Source organism: Bradyrhizobium sp. USDA 4504 (assembly GCF_054063995.1).
Map to the genome: position 1 here is coordinate 5,298,815 of NZ_JBSSGV010000001.1, position 15,630 is coordinate 5,314,444.

Below are 15,630 nucleotides of genomic sequence, written 5' to 3' on the forward strand. Positions count from 1 at the left end.
CGACGCCGGCTTTCTTGTGTGGTCACCGCGTTCCCTCGACATCGAAGACCCTCCCGCAGAAGGGGGAACCCGCGCCCATGCTCCCCGGCCTTCGTTTTCTGTTCGCCGCGATCGTGCTGGCGACTTCGCTTCTGGTGTTCGGGTTAGGGGCAGCCGCGCTGTTTCGCGCGGCGCATGAAGAGTTCGCCAGCATTCCGGCCCGCCGGGCGCCGCCGCCCGAGCCGCAATTCGCGCAGCAGCCCGAGACCCCGCCGGTGCTTGCCATGGTGCGGGTCGATCCGCCCGCCGCCGACAAGGTGACGACCGATACGCCGGCAGCCCCGTCCGAGCCGGCCGCGTCCGAACAACCGGCCGCTCCCGCTGAGATCGCCGCCCCTGCAGCCGAGCCGGAGAAGGTCGCCGCCGTGACGGCGGATGATCCGGTCCCACCCGCTCCGCCGAAGCCGGAGGCCCAAGCCACGGAGACCCCGGCGCCGGCCCAATCCGCCGACACTGCGGCTCAGACTCCGACCGCAGATCCCTCGGCGGCATCGGAGCCGACGCCCGCTGCCGCCGAAGCCGCACCGGCAGCTACGGAGGCCAAGGTCGCCGCCGTCGCCGATCCGCCTGCCCCCAGCGAGCCCGCGCTTCCGCCGCCGGCACCCGCAATGGCAGCGCCGGAGCCCGCCCCGCCGCCATCACCCGAGGCGATCGCGGCCGCGACCAAGATCGCAACGCTGGGTGGGCCCGAAGTTGTTGTCGAAGTGCCGGTAGCGCCGAAGGCCGCTGAGGCGAAGAAGCCGGAGCGCAGCGCGGTCAGCAAGCCGGCACATCGCAAGGAGCGGCGGCGGATTGTCCGCGCGCCGCCGGTTCGGCAGGTCGTTCAGCAGCAGCAGCTCGATCCGTTCGGCCAGCCGACCCTGGTGCCGCTCACCCGGCGCTAGCAAGCAGGAACGACCTGTCAGGCCGGTCCCGTCGCGATCGGCGGGCCGCTCGCCTGCCCCCATTCCGACCACGAGCCGTCATAGAGCGCGCTCTCGGTGACGCCGAGCCGGTAGAGCGCAAGCGTCAGCACGCCGGCCGAGACGCCGGAGCCGCAGCTCGTGACGATGGGCGCATCGAGCTTCACGCCGGCGCCCGCGAACGACTTGCGCAGGTCATCGAGCGGCTTCATCTCGCCGGTCGCGGCATCGAACAATTGGTTGTAGGGCACGTTGCGGGCGCCTGGGATGTGGCCGGCGCGGATGCCCGGACGCGGCTCCGGCGCGCGGCCTTCGAAGCGGTCGGCGGCGCGCGCATCGATCACCTGCTCGGCACGGCTTTCGACATTGGCGATCATCTGCTCGATGCTGCGCACGCGCTGCGGATCGTAGCTCGCCTTGAAGGTCGCAGGCTTCGGCTTCACCTCGCCGCTCTCGACCGCCCTGCCCTCGGCGCGCCACTTCTTCAGGCCGCCGTTGAGAATGCGCACGTTGCGATGGCCATAGGACAGGAACATCCACCAGGCGCGCGGCGCCGCGACCCAGCCGCCGGAATCGTAGATCACCACGGTGTCGGCATTGCCGATGCCAAGCACGCCGATGTCGCGGCCGAACTGCTCGGCGCTCGGAAACATGTGCGGCAGCGGATTGGCATGGTCGGACACCGCGTCGACATCGAAGAACACAGCACCCGGCAGATGCGCGGCGAGATAATCGTCCTTCGGCAATGGCAGCACGCCGGGCAGCTTGAAGGTCGCGTCGAGCACCTTGACGTTGGCATCGCCGAGATGCGCAGCCAGCCATTCGGTCGAAACGAGCGGATCGTCGGTCATCGTCATCTTGCGTGTTTCTCCATCGTCATTGCCGGACTTGATCCGGCAATCCATCTTGCCTTGAAGCGATGGACACGCGGGTCAAGCCCGCGTGTGACATCCTGCCTAGCCCTTTTTCTTCGGCTCCCACGCCTCGATCGGCCCGCCGGCCTCGCGCCAGGCGGCAAAGCCGCCGCCCATATGCGCGACCGGCTTCAGGCCCATGTCCTTTGCGGTCTTGGCGGCGAGCGCCGAGCGCAGGCCGCCGGCGCAGTGGAAGATGAACTTCTTGTCTTCCTGGAAGATCGGCTTGGCATAGGGGCTGTTCGGATCGATCCAGAACTCCAGCATGCCGCGGGTGCAGGAGAACGCGCCGGGGATCTTGCCGTCGCGCTCGATCTCGCGGGGATCGCGGATGTCGACGATGACGACGTCGTTCTTGCCGATCAGCGTGATCGCGTCGGCCGCGCTGATGGTCTCGATCTCGGCATTGGCCTCGTCGATCATCACCTTGATGCCGCGGTGGATGTTCTGGGGCATGGGGCTCTCCCTGGCTTTTCTTGATCGTCATTCTGGGGCGATGCGGCAGCATCGAACCCGGAATGACGATCGAATTTCATCAACTCGAGATTCCGGATCGATCCCATGGACCGTCCGGAATGACGGGATTGGTTACCGCACCAACTCCCGCATCGCGTTCTCCAGACCTTCGATCGTGATCGGATACATGCGTTCGGAGAACAGGCGGCGGATGATGGTGGTCGATTCCGAATAGTCCCAGTGCTTCTGCGCCACCGGATTGAGCCACACCGCGTGCGGATAGGTGCGGATGATGCGATCGAGCCAGACCGAGCCGGCCTCTTCATTGACATGCTCGACCGAGCCGCCGGGAACCATGATCTCGTAAGGCGACATCGAGGCGTCGCCCACGAACACCACCTTGTAGTCGTGCGGATATTTGTGCAGCACGTCCCAGGTCGGCGTGCGATCGGTGAAGCGCCGCTTGTTCTGCTTCCAGACGCCTTCATAGAGGCAGTTGTGGAAGTAGAAATACTCCATGTGCTTGAATTCGCTCTTGGCGGCCGAGAACAGTTCCTCGACCTGCTCGATATGCGAATCCATCGAGCCGCCGATATCGAAGAACACCAGCACCTTGACCGCGTTGCGCCGCTCGGGGCGCATGTGCACGTCGAGATAGCCGTGGTTGGCGGTCTCCTTGATCGTGGTGTCGAGGTCGAGCTCATCTGGCGCGCCGGTACGCGCGAACTTGCGCAGCCGCCGCAGCGCCACCTTGATGTTGCGGATGCCGAGCTCGACATTACCGTCGAGATCCTTGAACTCGCGCTTGTCCCATACCTTCACGGCGCGGTTGTTGCGGTTCTTCTCCTGCCCAATGCGGACGCCCTCGGGATTATAGCCATGGGCGCCGAACGGCGAGGTGCCGGCGGTGCCGATCCACTTGCTGCCGCCCTGGTGGCGGCCCTTCTGTTCCTCGAGCCGCTTCTTCAGGGTCTCCATGAGCTTGTCCCAGCCCATGGCCTCGATCTGCTTCTTCTCTTCCTCGGTGAGATATTTCTCGGCGAGCTTCTTCAGCCACTCCTCGGGGATCTCCGCCTTGCCCATGGCGTCGAGCAGGCTCTCGAGCCCCTTGAACACGGTGCCGAACACGCGGTCGAACTTGTCGAGATTGCGCTCGTCCTTCACCAGCGCGGCGCGCGACAAATAGTAGAAGTTCTCGACCGTCTGCTCGGCGAGATCGGCGTCAAGCGCTTCCATCAAGGTCAGATATTCCCGTAGCGTCACGGGGACCTGGGCGTCGCGCAGCGATGTGAAAAACTGCAGGAACATACCCACCTAGATCGCCCGCTGGGCCGGTGGCGTCAAGGGCCCCCGGCCGTGCTTCATCCCGAGATCAGCCATCCACTTTCACCGGGTTACCTCCGCCGCCGTCGGTCCGTGGCGGCGCCCGCGCCATCGCGGCAAGGTCGCGCCACGCCGGCGATCATTCCGCAGAGCGGAAAGATGATGCATGACATTCCATGCGGAGGCCCACATCGGTACCGCTGCGCTGCGGAATCCGCGCTAGACCGCCCGGCTTTTTCAATTAGAATTGTACCGGACAAGATATCGGAGAGGACATGCGACCGCTGCGAGAGCGGTCGTTTCGTGTGGGGGCCCGGGCCGCCGACGAACGAAGCAAGGCAAACAGATAGATGAAATTCACGGGTACCAAGGACTACGTCGCCACCGATGACCTCAAGGTCGCTGTCAATGCCGCCATCGTGCTCGAGCGCCCGCTGCTGGTGAAGGGCGAGCCCGGCACCGGCAAGACCGTACTGGCCGAGGAAGTCGCCAAGGCGATCGACGCGCCGCTTTTGACCTGGCACATCAAGTCGACCACCAAGGCGCAGCAGGGCCTCTACGAATACGATGCCGTCTCGCGACTGCGCGACAGCCAGCTCGGCGACGCCCGCGTGTCCGACATCAAGAACTACATCAAGCGCGGCAAGCTGTGGGAGGCCTTCACCAACGAGAAGCGCCCGGTGCTGCTGATCGACGAGATCGACAAGGCCGACATCGAATTCCCCAACGATCTGCTGCTCGAACTCGACCGCATGGAATTCCACGTCTACGAGACCGGCGAGACCATCAAGGCGAAGCTGCGCCCGATCGTGATGATCACGTCGAACAACGAGAAGGAACTGCCGGACGCCTTCCTGCGCCGCTGCTTCTTCCACTACATCAAGTTCCCCGACAACGAGACGATGGGCAAGATCGTCGACGTGCATTTCCCCGGTATCAAGAAGCGCCTGGTGGAAGAGGCGCTGCGGATCTTCTTCGAAGTCCGCGAGGTGCCGGGCCTGAAGAAGAAGCCCTCGACCTCGGAACTGCTCGACTGGCTCAAGCTGCTGTTGAACGAGGACATCACCCCCGAGATGCTGCGCGAGCGCGATCCGCGCAAGCTGATCCCGCCGCTGCATGGCGCGCTGCTCAAGAACGAGCAGGACGTGCACCTGTTCGAGCGGCTGGCTTTCCTCAGCCGCCGCGAAGTCTAGTTCCGATATCGGCAAACGCCGGGGCGATGGCTCCGGCGTTTTGCTTCTGCAGCTCAACAAACAAGCCAACAAGCAAGAAGACCAGGGAAGATGAACGTCCAAACCCAGATCCGGGCCGCCGAGCCCGTCACGACAGAGCACTTCGACGTCCTGATCGCAGGCGCCGGCATCTCCGGCGTCGGCGCCGCCTACCACCTCACCACGCAATGCCCCGGCACCAGCTTCGTGGTGCTGGAGACGCAGAAGACTTTTGGCGGTACCTGGTCCACCCACCGCTATCCCGGCATCCGCTCCGACAGCGACCTGCACACCTTCGGCTATCGCTTCAAGCCGTGGACCAGCGCGCCGATCGCGACCGCGGCCGAGATCCTGAAGTACATGGGCGAGGTGATCGAGGAGAACGACATCGCCCGTCACATCCGCTATCGCCACACCATCACCGCGGCGAAGTGGTCGAACGAAACCAATCTCTGGACCATCGATGCGACGCGCATCGACACCGGCGAGCGGCTGCGCTTCACCACCAACTTCTTCTGGATGTGCCAGGGTTATTATCGCCACGACGCGGGCTATACGCCCGAATGGACCGACATGGCGAAGTTCAAGGGCACCGTCGTGCATCCGCAGACCTGGCCCGACGACCTCGACTACAAGGGCAAGCGCGTGGTCGTGATCGGCTCCGGCGCCACCGCCGCGACCCTGATCCCGGCGATGGCCAAGGATGCCGGCCATGTCACCATGCTGCAGCGTTCGCCGACCTATTTCCGCACCGGCCGCAACGCCATCGAGATCGCCGAGGAGCTGCGCAGGCTGCAGGTCGACGAGCACTGGATCCACGAGATCACCCGCCGCAAGATACTGTTCGAGCAGGACGCCTTCACCAGGCGGACCTTCGCCGAGCCCGAGGGCGCCAAGAAGGACCTGCTGGCGGCGGTCGAAGCCGTCCTCGGCAAGGACTACGACATTGCCACCCACTTCACGCCGAGCTACCGGCCGTGGCGGCAGCGCATCGCCTTCGTGCCGGATGCCGACCTGTTCCACGCCATCAAGGGCGGCAAGGCGTCGGTCGTCACCGACGAGATCGACCGCTTCACCGAGACGGGCATCCTGCTCAAGTCCGGCAAGCAGCTCGAGGCCGACATCATTATCACCGCGACCGGCTTCCACCTCTCCGCCAACGGCGGCATCGACTTCGAGATCGACGGCAAGCCGCTCGACTTCGCCGATACCGTGACCTATCGCGGCATGATGTTCACCGGCGTGCCGAACCTCGTCTGGGTGTTCGGCTATTTCCGCGCCAGCTGGACCTTGCGCGTCGATCTGGTCGGCGACTTCGTCTGCCGCCTGCTGCAGCACATGAAGGCGACCGGCGCGAACAAGGTGACGCCGGAACTGCGCCCCGAAGACCACAACATGCCGCTGCTGCCGTGGATCGATCCGGAGAACTTCAACCCCGGCTACATGATGCGCGGCATGCACCTCTTGCCGAAGCGCGGCGACAAGCCGGAGTGGCAGCACAACCAGGATTACTGGGCCGAGAAGGACGAATTCCCGGCGATCGACCTCAAGGACAAGGCGTTCGTCTACGGCTGAGCTCCTGATATTAGTCCCGTCATCCTGAGGAGCGCGTAGCGCGTCTCGAAGGATGCACGGCCCCACTCGGGCCGTCGTGCTTCGAGACGGCCGCTTCGCGGCCTCCTCAGCATGACGGTGTTAGACACAGCGCGCTGATCAAAAAGCAACATCGCGTACGCCTCTATTCCGTCACGCATACTCCGGCAGCTTCGCAGCCGCCTCGGGTGCCTTGCCGCGGATCATGTCGGAGGCCTTGTCGGCGATCATCAAGGTCGAGGCGTTGAGATTGGCTGAGATCATCCGCGGCATGATCGAGGCGTCGATCACGCGCAGGCCCTCCATGCCATGGACCCGAAGCTGGTCGTCGACCACCGCCCACGGCGCGTCCGCCGGTCCCATCCGGCAGGTGCAGCCGGGATGGAAGGTGGTGGTGCCGCGCTCGGTCGCGGCCGCGAGCAGTTCGTCGTCGCTCGTGACCTTCGGGCCCGGAAAGTCCTCATAGGCGTAATACGGACTGAGCGGCTCGGAGGCGAGCAGCCGGCGCGCCAGCTTCATGCCGGCGACGACGACGCGGCGGTCGATCTCCTCGGCGAGGTAGTTGGTCTGGATGATCGGCGGCGCGAACGGATCGGCGGAGCGGATCCGGACATAGCCGCGGCTCTCCGGCCGCTGCTGCCATGACGCCACCGTCATGCCGGGCTCGTCCTCGAGCTGGCCCTGCACGCCTTCCTTGTAGCTCGCCGGCGTGAAGGTGAGCTGCAGATCGGAGCTCTCGGTGGTCTCGCCGGAATGCCAGAAACAGTAGACCATGGTAGGCGACAGCGACAGCAGGCCGCGCCGCGTCGTCGCCCATTTGATCGCCTCGCCCCACAGGCTGAAGCCGCGGCGAAGCTCGTTGATGGTCCTGATGTTCTTGACCCGCGCCACCGAGCGCGGCGCGTAATGATCCTGCAAACCTTCGCCGACGCCCGGCAGCGCGTGGCGCACCTCGATGCCGTGCGCCTGCAACAGCTCAGGCGCGCCGACGCCGGAGAGCTGCAACAGCTGCGGCGAGTTGTAGGCGCCGCCGGAGAGGATGACCTCCTTGGTGACGCGGATCTCCAGGGGATCGCCGTGCTTGCCGCCGCGGTTGTAGCGCACGCCGACCGCGCGCTTGCCCTCGAAGATGATGCCGGTGACATGCGCATGCGTGCGCACATCGACATTGGGCCGCCGCCGCGCCGGATGCAGGAACGCGGTCGCGGCGCTGACCCGGCGGCCGTTTCGGATGGTGCGCTGGCAGTACGACACGCCTTCCTGTATCTGGCCGTTGTAATCAGGATTGCGCGGAATGCCGAGGCTGACCGCGCCTGCCATGAAGGCCTCGCAGAGTGGATCCTGCCAGTCCATGGTGGTGACGGTGAGGTTGCCGTCGCGGCCGCGATAGGTGTCGTCGCCCTCGCCGATCCGCCTCTCCATGCGCCGGAAATAGGGCAGCACGTCAGGATAGCCCCAGCCGCGATTGCCGAGCTGCGCCCAGGTGTCGAAATCCTGGCGCTGGCCGCGATTATAAATGTGGCCGTTGATCGAGGACGAGCCGCCGAGCGTCTTGCCGCGCGGCGCATAGATGCTGCGCCCGCCGGTGTAGGGACCCACCTCCTGCTGATAGGCCCAGTTCACGCTCTTCATATGGAAGGTCTTGATGAAGCCGGCCGGCAGATGGATGTAGGGATGCCAGTCGCTCGGCCCCGCCTCGAGCACGCACACCTTGGTGCCTGCGTCTTCACTCAAGCGGTTGGTCAGCACGCTCCCGGCGGAGCCTGCGCCGATAATCACATAATCGAACGTTTCCATCGTCTCGTTTCTGGCGCCGACTATCGTGTCAGCGCGGCTTTTCGTTGAGTTGATAGGTCAGATGCGCCTTCACCGTCGGCCATTCGCTGGCGATGATGCTGTAAACCACGGTGTCGCGCAACGTGCCGTTGGGCGCGATCTGATGGCTGCGCAGAATGCCGTCCTGCTTCGCACCCAGCCGCTCGATGCCACGCCGGCTCTGGTGATTGAAGAAATGCGTGCGGAACTCGACCGCGATGCAATCAAGCTTCTCGAAGGCATGGATCAGCAGTAGCAGTTTGCACTGCGTATTGACCGCGCTGCGCTGCACACGCTTGGCGTACCAGGTCGAGCCGATCTCAACGCGACGGTTCGACGTGTCGACGTTCATGTAGGTCGTCATGCCGGAAATCTTGCCGTCGGCGTCGAACACCGTGAACGGCAGCATCGATCCGGCCTTTTGCAGGCCGAGCCGGCGGTCGATCTCCTTGGCCATGTTCTCCGGCTGCGGGATCGCGGTGTACCAGAGCTTTGACAGCTCGCCGTCCTTCACCGCCTCGACCAGCCCGTCGCGATGATCGTGGGACAACGGCTCCAGCCGCGCATGCGCGCCGCGAAGGGTGACCGGTTCAAGCCAGGGCATTCGAGATCTCTCCATCTTTGTCATTCCGGGGCGATGCGCAGCATCGAACCTCAGATGCGCAATTGCGCATCGGGGAATCTCGAGATTCCGGGTCTGGCGCTTCGCACCATCCCGGAATGACGATTGCGCTTCGCGAACCGCAATCGTCATCTATTCAGAAAATTCAGCGGCAATCCCGGCCGCGGCCAGTCCATCGCGATCAGCTCGCCCTTGCCCGACAGCGTGATGTAGGCGGTCTTCAGCTCGGGGCCGCCGAAGGCGATGTTGGTGGTGACGCGGTCGCCGGTCGGCACCTGCTCGACCACGGTGCCGTCGGGCGCGATCACCGAGATGCAGCCCGACACCAGCGTCGCGACGCAGACATTGCCCGATGCCTCGACCGCGAGCGAGTCGAACATCTGGTAGCCGCCGAGGCCGGCGATCGGCTTGCCGCGCTCGCCGCGATAGATCACGTCGCGCGGCTTGACGGTGCCGGGCTCGGAAACTTCATACGCCCACAGCCGCGCGGTCGGCGTCTCCGCGATGTAGACGGTCTTCTCGTCCGGCGACAGGCCGATGCCGTTGGCTGGCAGGATGCCGTGCACAGCCTCGACGATCTCGTTCATGCCGGGCTTCAGATAATAGAACGCGCCGACATCCATGTCGCGGGCGCGGCGCTTGCCGAGGTCGGAGAACCACAGGCCACCCTGCCTGTCGAACACCAGGTCATTCGGCCCGCGCAGCGCGTGCTCGCCGCATTTCGTCACCACGGTCTCGACCTTGCCGGATTGCAGATCGACGCGCTGGATCGAGCCGCCGAGATAATCCTCGGGCTGCGGCCCCGGCATGATCATGTTGCGGGTCGGAATCCAGGAGAAGCCGCCATTGTTGCAGATGTACATCTTGCCGTCGGGACCGAGCGCCGCGCCGTTCGGGCCGCCCGGCACCTTGGCGACGATCTCCTTGCGCCCGTCGGGATAGACCCGCGTCAGCCGCTGGCCGCGGATTTCGACCAGCACGACCGAACCGTCGGGCATGACGACGGGACCTTCGGGAAACTCCAGATCGGTGGCGAGAACTCGGATATTGGCCATGGCATCCTCCCGGCTCTTTGGCTGCAGGCGGATTCCGAACGGCCCCGCACGCGCAACGTTGTTGTTTCATCCTGTTATGGCAAACGGGGTTTGGCTTGCCAAGCAATGGCCCCGCAAGGCTGCCCGGCGTTGGGGCGGGATGGGCGCGCCGCAAATGCCCCTGTCGTCCCTGCCTAGTGCGCAATTGCGCACTAGGCAGGGACGACACCGAATAGGTGGCACGGTCAGTGAGTCAAATTTCCGCGTTCTCGCGACACTGTCCGAGCTTCGCGATTCGGATGAAGCGAAATATTTTCGCGCGCGAGGATTGACAGGTTTTGCTGAGTTGCCCGTCGGGTTGTTTTGTCGCACCCCTCTCCGTCGTCATTCCCCAGTGCGCAATTGCGCGCCTGAGGGCGCGCCTCCTGGCGCGAGCCTCGGAATGACGGAGAGAGAATGGGCGCGCACTAGCTCAGCGTGCCCGCATGCACCCACCAGCCGGGGTGACCGGCGCGGAGTTGTTCGCCGGCCGCCTCGGCGTCGGCGTCGGTTCCGAACACTGCAAAGCAGGTCGCGCCCGAGCCCGACATGCGCACCAGACGAACGCCCCGGGTCTCACGCAGCGCGGACAGCACGTCACTGATGACGGGCTGGATGCGCGCCGCGGGGGCTTCGAGATCGTTGGTGCCGCGCTCCAGCGCCGCGATCCAATCGTCGATCGCGCGCCCGGCTTCCGGCCATGACGGCGCCTGCATCACGACGTCGGTGGCGCCGATCAGGAGCTCGCCATTGCGCAGGCCGAGCGCATTGAAGACGTCCCTGGTCGCAACCGGCACGCGCGGATTGACCAGCACGCACGGCATTTTCGGCAGGTCGAGCGGCAGCAGGCCTTCGCCGACGCCGGTCATGTCGCAGGCCCGCGAGGCGACGCACACCGGCACGTCGGCGCCGGTCTGCAGCGCGACCTCCATGATCCGGCTATCGTCGAGCGAGAGCTCATTGAGCCGCGCCAACAGCCGCAGCGCCGCCGCGGCATCCGCCGAGCCGCCGCCGATGCCGGCCGCAACCGGCAGCACCTTCTCCAGCGTGAAGTGGCCGACCTCGAGGTCCGCGACGCGCTCGCCGAGCAGCCGCGCGGCCTTCAGCACCAGATTGTCAGAGGTGTCGCCGCAGGCATCGGCCAGCGGCCCCGCCATCGAAAGCGACAGCTCGGGTCCCGGCTCGAGCATCAGGCGATCGGCGCAATCGGCAAATGCGACGACGCTCTCCAAGTCGTGAAACCCGTCGACGCGCCGCCCGACAACCTTCAGCGTCAGGTTGACCTTGGCACGCCCTTCTTCAATCAGCGCCGGCACGGCGATAAACCCCTAAAAAACAAACATCGTGATGCGATTAGCGTAAATCGCCGTACGATCCTATCCCTTTGTTTGGATGGAAATTCCGCCATGACTCGTCATGCCCGGGCATAGCCGTCTGAAGGACGGCGTCGCTTCCGCTCGCCTATGACCCGGGCATCTATCAACCAAGAACGAATTTCTCGAAGGGATGGATGGCCGGGTCAAGCCCGGCCATGACGGGCAAACGTCAATGCCCGGGACATCTTGCGCGAAGACGCGCTTCGCGCGCCCGGGCATCACGGTATTTTATGAAGATGCAGCGCGACGACCGCCGCTCAGCCACCCTTGCCGTCGTCGTCCTTCTTCTTCTCGGCAGCGGCGGCGTTGGAGGTGTCGTCCGGCAGGCCGTTGTCGATCTTGGCCTGGATCTTCGGCAGCTCTTCCGGCTCGGGCTTGAGGTCGCGGGCATGCGCCCACTGGAACTTGGCTTCCAGGGTGCGGCCGACGCGCCAGTAGGCGTCGCCGAGATGGTCGTTGATGGTCGGATCTTCCGGCTTCAGATCGATCGCGCGCTCGAGGTTCTTGACCGCCTCCTCGTAATTGCCGATCCGGTAATAGGCCCAACCGAGCGAGTCCACGATGTAGCCGTCGTCAGGGCGCTGATCGACGGCGCGCTTGATCATCTTCATGCCTTCGTCGAGGTTGATGCCCTGGTCGATCCAGGAATAGCCGAGATAGTTCAGCACATGCGGCTGCTCGGGCTGCAGCTCGAGCGCCTTGCGCATGTCGGCCTCGGCCTTGTTCCACTGCTTGGAGCGCTCCTCGCAGATGCCGCGATAGTAATAGGTGACCCAGGCGTTCTTGTCGCCGCCGGCCGGCAGCGCGTCGATCGCCTGCGAATAGGTGGTGGCGCAGTCGGCGAACTTCTTGCGGCCGCGCTCGATATTGCCGAGCGCCAGGATCGCCTCGATGTCCTTCGGCTGATCCGATGTGACTTCCTTGAGGATCTTGATCGCCTCGTCGCTGCGGTCGGCGGCATCGAGATTGGTCGCGAGCTGGATCTGCGCGTTGCGCTTCAGCGGCGAGGACGCCGGCATCCGCTCATAGACCTTGATCGCCATCTGCGGCTTCTTCACCGATTCATAGAGATCGGCGAGCGACAGCAGCGCCAGCGGATGGTTGGGCTGCAGATAGAGCGCGAGCTGCAGATAGACCAGCGCGAGGTCCTCGCCGCCGCGGCGGGTCAGCGTCGCGCCGATGCCGTAGAGCGCCTCGGCCGCGCCGGCCTGCGGCGACTCGACCAGCGGCGGCAGCTTCTTGCCGGCCTTGGTCTCCTTGATGCCTTCCAGCACCAGCGGGTGACGCGGCAGCTTCTTGTCGAAGGCCTCGTACATCGCGGTCGCGGCGGCCGCGTCCTTGTTGCGCGAGGTCCAGCGCGCATATTCGTCGACCGTGCGCAGCATCGAATCGTCGAGCTTGTAGACGCGCTCGAAGCGGGCGCCGGCATCCTTCTCCTTGCCGGACAGCTCATAGATCATGCCGGCATGCAGGTCCTTGAAGATCGGGTACCACTCGGGGCCGGTCAGCTTGTCGATCGAGGCGACCGCGGCCTTGCTGTCGCCGGCGCCATAGGCGGCCCAGGCCGACAGCAGCGTCGCGACGAGATCGGTGATCGGGCCGCGCACCGACTGGTTGATGTTGGACTGCGCGGCGGCATATTTCTTCAGCTTGAGATCGCGCACGCCGACGACGAGGCGCGCGACGCGGTTGGCCTTGTCCTGGGTGAGGATGCGGTCGGCGAGCTTGACCGCCTCCTCGATGTCGCCGTCGGCGAGCGAGGAGATGAAGGCGCGGTCGAGCAGCTCGGAATTCTTCGGGTCGGTGCGCAGCGCCGAGCGGTAGAACGTCGCGGCCGAGGTCGCATCGCGCTCGACGCTGGCGTGGCGGGCGGCGAGATAGCTGCCGGCGGTGGTCAGCGACTTCAGGTCGTTCTTGGACGGGAATTGCGCGGCATTGTCGGTCGGATGGTCCGGCGTTTGCGCTGCAAGCTGCGCAGGCACGGCAAGCGCCGCGGCAGCGAGAACGGCAATCGTCAGGCGGTGGAATCGGGTGGACAGCATCACGGTCGCCTTGCTCCAGGGATTTACGCCAAGATGGATTTTATGGCCAAGATCTTGCGATCAGTCTCAAAATGCGAACCCAAGCGGCGGCATCACGGCGGGGGACAATGCCGCTTTTGGCGCTCATCCGCAAGGATCGCCCAAAGGCAACCCATGACGAATCAATTGGCAGATTAGGCCTTTAGGCCCGCCGATCCAGCCAGCCCCCGCAAGACGCTTCCACTATGGCGGTATCGTGACCGGGCCGGGCATATTCGCGCGCGGACGCAAAAAGGCGCGAGATAAGGGTGCCACGGCACCCCTTTTCGCGCCTTCTGTTGTAACCGGGGGTGCAATCCGGCCGCTCCACGCGCGGAGAGGCCAAGCGGAGGTTGCGGCAACTCGCGCAGCCGCCTCACGCAAATGTGGTCGGCCGCCTCGAGCTCACCCTGGCCTCACATTGCCTCGTAGTTCGGACCGCCGCCGCCCTCCGGCGGAACCCAGGTGATGTTGCCGTTGGGGTCCTTCACGTCGCAGGTTTTGCAGTGGACGCAGTTCTGGGCGTTGATCTGGAAGCGCGGACCCGTCGATTCCTCGACCCATTCATAAACGCCGGCCGGGCAATAGCGGTTGGACGGACCGGCGAACACGTCGTGTTCCGAGGTCTTCTGCAGATTGAGGTCGGCGACCTTGAGATGGACCGGCTGGTCCTCCTCATGGTTGGTGTTGGACAGGAACACCGACGACAGCTTGTCGAACGAGATCTTGCCGTCCGGCTTCGGATAGGCGATCGGCTGGTGCTGCTTGGACGGATCGAGCGTCTTGCGGTCCGGCTTGGCGTGCGACTGGGTGCCGAACAGCGAGAAGCCGAGCGTGTTGCACCACATGTCGAAGCCGGAGAGCACCGTTCCGAGCATGTTGCCGAACTTCGACAGCAACGGCTTGGCATTGCGGACCTTGAACAGGTCCTTGCCGATCGCCGACGAGCGCCAGGCGTTCTCGTACTCGACGAGCTCGTCATTGGCGCGTCCGGCGCCGAGCGCGGCCGCGACATGCTCGGCGGCGAGCATGCCGGAGCCCATCGCGTTGTGGACGCCCTTGATGCGCGGCACGTTGACGAAGCCCGCCGCGCAGCCAATCAACGCGCCGCCCGGGAACGAGAGCCGGGGCACCGACTGGTAGCCGCCCTCGGTGATGGCGCGCGCGCCATAGGCGAGCCGCTTGCCGCCCTCGAACAGCTCGCGGACATCGGGATGGGTCTTGAAGCGCTGGAATTCGTCGAACGGCGACAGATAGGGATCGTTGTAGTTCAGATGCACGACGAAGCCGACCGCGACGCGGTTGTCGTCGTAATGATAGAGGAACGAGCCGCCGCCGGTCCTGTCGTTCAGCGGCCAGCCGAGCGTGTGCTGCACCCGACCCTTCTTGTGCTTCGCCGGGTCGATCTGCCAGACCTCCTTGAGGCCGATGCCGAACTTCGGCGGCTCGGAGTTGGCATCGAGATTGAACTTCGCGATCAGCTGCTTGGACAGCGAGCCGCGTGCGCCTTCGGCGAACAGCGTATATTTGCCGAGCAGCTCCATGCCGCGGGTGTAGGAATCCTTGTGGCTGCCGTCCCTGGCAATGCCCATGTCGCCGGTGGCGATGCCGCGCACCGCGCCCTTGTCGTCATAAAGCACTTCGGCCGCGGCAAAGCCCGGATAGATCTCGACGCCGAGCGCTTCCGCCTTCGGTGCCAGCCAGCGGCAGACATTGCCGAGCGAGCCGATGTAGCAGTGATGATTGTTCATCAGCGGCGGCATGATGAAGTTCGGCAGGCGGAACCAGCCTTGCGACGTCGTCCAGTAGAAGCGGTCGTCCTTGACCTGCGTCTTCAGCGGACAATCGGCGTCGTCGCGCCAGTCGGGCACGAGCTTGTCGAGCCCGGCCGGATCGATCACCGCACCCGAGAGGATGTGCGCGCCGACCTCGGAGCCCTTCTCCACCACGACGATCGAGAGCTCCGGATTGAGCTGCTTCAGCCGGATCGCGGCCGACAGGCCCGACGGGCCGGCGCCGACGATGACGACGTCGAATTCCATAGACTCGCGCGGAGGAAGGTCTTCAGCACTCATGATCTTTGATCTCAGCCCATTGAGAACGCTTCTAAGCTTTTCACGGGTCGTTGTTTCCGATTTTTGGCGGAAGGACAACCATGGAATTGCGCTTCCATGGGTTTGCACGGCCCGGGTACCGCAAGAGAATAATCTTTTCCGAAAACCGCCCTCCACTTTTCTGGTCGATGC

12 protein-coding genes are annotated in these 15,630 nt (G+C 64.8%); 3 read left to right on the plus strand and 9 right to left on the minus strand.

Translation table 11 applies throughout. The annotated features are described in order from the left end of the window. Positions 1-77: 77 nt before the first annotated feature. Positions 78-923, plus strand: coding sequence for a hypothetical protein (locus tag ACVMB1_RS24960; RefSeq protein ID WP_141342586.1), 846 nt, complete (start codon positions 78-80; stop codon positions 921-923). Between the two features lie 17 nt (positions 924-940). On the opposite strand, the gene sseA is transcribed toward ACVMB1_RS24960, so the two are convergent. The 3 genes from sseA to ACVMB1_RS24975 form a co-directional block, all read right to left on the minus strand. After that, the gene (sseA, locus tag ACVMB1_RS24965) at positions 941-1,798 is read right to left on the minus strand and encodes a 3-mercaptopyruvate sulfurtransferase (RefSeq protein WP_141342587.1); all 858 of its coding nucleotides are present in this window, start codon (positions 1,796-1,798) and stop codon (positions 941-943) included. 99 nt (positions 1,799-1,897) lie between these two features. Beyond that, positions 1,898-2,311, minus strand: coding sequence for a rhodanese-like domain-containing protein (locus ACVMB1_RS24970; protein ID WP_016847778.1), 414 nt, complete (start codon positions 2,309-2,311; stop codon positions 1,898-1,900). A 132-nt stretch (positions 2,312-2,443) separates the two neighbouring features. Continuing rightward, positions 2,444-3,619 carry a vWA domain-containing protein gene (locus tag ACVMB1_RS24975; RefSeq protein ID WP_016847779.1) on the minus strand — a complete coding sequence of 392 codons (1,176 nt, stop codon included), beginning with the start codon at positions 3,617-3,619 and terminating at the stop codon, positions 2,444-2,446. Positions 3,620-3,984: 365 nt separating this feature from the next. Here ACVMB1_RS24975 and ACVMB1_RS24980 point away from each other — a divergent pair, with 365 nt between their 5' ends. Both ACVMB1_RS24980 and ACVMB1_RS24985 read left to right on the plus strand, forming a co-directional pair. Further along, the gene (locus ACVMB1_RS24980; RefSeq protein WP_016847781.1) at positions 3,985-4,827 is read left to right on the plus strand and encodes an AAA family ATPase; all 843 of its coding nucleotides are present in this window, start codon (positions 3,985-3,987) and stop codon (positions 4,825-4,827) included. A 90-nt stretch (positions 4,828-4,917) separates the two neighbouring features. Then, positions 4,918-6,420 carry a flavin-containing monooxygenase gene (locus ACVMB1_RS24985; protein WP_057019124.1) on the plus strand — a complete coding sequence of 501 codons (1,503 nt, stop codon included), beginning with the start codon at positions 4,918-4,920 and terminating at the stop codon, positions 6,418-6,420. A 171-nt stretch (positions 6,421-6,591) separates the two neighbouring features. On the opposite strand, the gene ACVMB1_RS24990 is transcribed toward ACVMB1_RS24985, so the two are convergent. The 6 genes from ACVMB1_RS24990 to ACVMB1_RS25015 all read right to left on the minus strand — a co-directional run bounded on the left by ACVMB1_RS24990 (position 6,592) and on the right by ACVMB1_RS25015 (position 15,459). Continuing rightward, the gene (locus ACVMB1_RS24990; RefSeq protein ID WP_057019123.1) at positions 6,592-8,235 is read right to left on the minus strand and encodes a GMC family oxidoreductase; all 1,644 of its coding nucleotides are present in this window, start codon (positions 8,233-8,235) and stop codon (positions 6,592-6,594) included. Between the two features lie 28 nt (positions 8,236-8,263). Next, positions 8,264-8,857 carry a GNAT family N-acetyltransferase gene (locus tag ACVMB1_RS24995; RefSeq protein WP_057019122.1) on the minus strand — a complete coding sequence of 198 codons (594 nt, stop codon included), beginning with the start codon at positions 8,855-8,857 and terminating at the stop codon, positions 8,264-8,266. 146 nt (positions 8,858-9,003) lie between these two features. Then, entirely contained in the window at positions 9,004-9,930 is a 927-nt protein-coding gene (locus tag ACVMB1_RS25000; RefSeq protein ID WP_057019121.1) for an SMP-30/gluconolactonase/LRE family protein, read from the minus strand. Between the two features lie 446 nt (positions 9,931-10,376). Further along, positions 10,377-11,264: a 4-(cytidine 5'-diphospho)-2-C-methyl-D-erythritol kinase gene (locus ACVMB1_RS25005; RefSeq protein WP_057019120.1), complete on the minus strand. Its 888-nt coding sequence runs from the start codon at positions 11,262-11,264 to the stop codon at positions 10,377-10,379. Positions 11,265-11,581: 317 nt separating this feature from the next. Next, a complete protein-coding gene (locus ACVMB1_RS25010) occupies positions 11,582-13,366 on the minus strand; it encodes a tetratricopeptide repeat protein (protein WP_076830325.1) in 1,785 nt (594 codons plus the stop codon). A 434-nt stretch (positions 13,367-13,800) separates the two neighbouring features. Beyond that, a complete protein-coding gene (locus ACVMB1_RS25015) occupies positions 13,801-15,459 on the minus strand; it encodes an electron transfer flavoprotein-ubiquinone oxidoreductase (protein WP_141342589.1) in 1,659 nt (552 codons plus the stop codon). Positions 15,460-15,630: the final 171 nt, after the last annotated feature.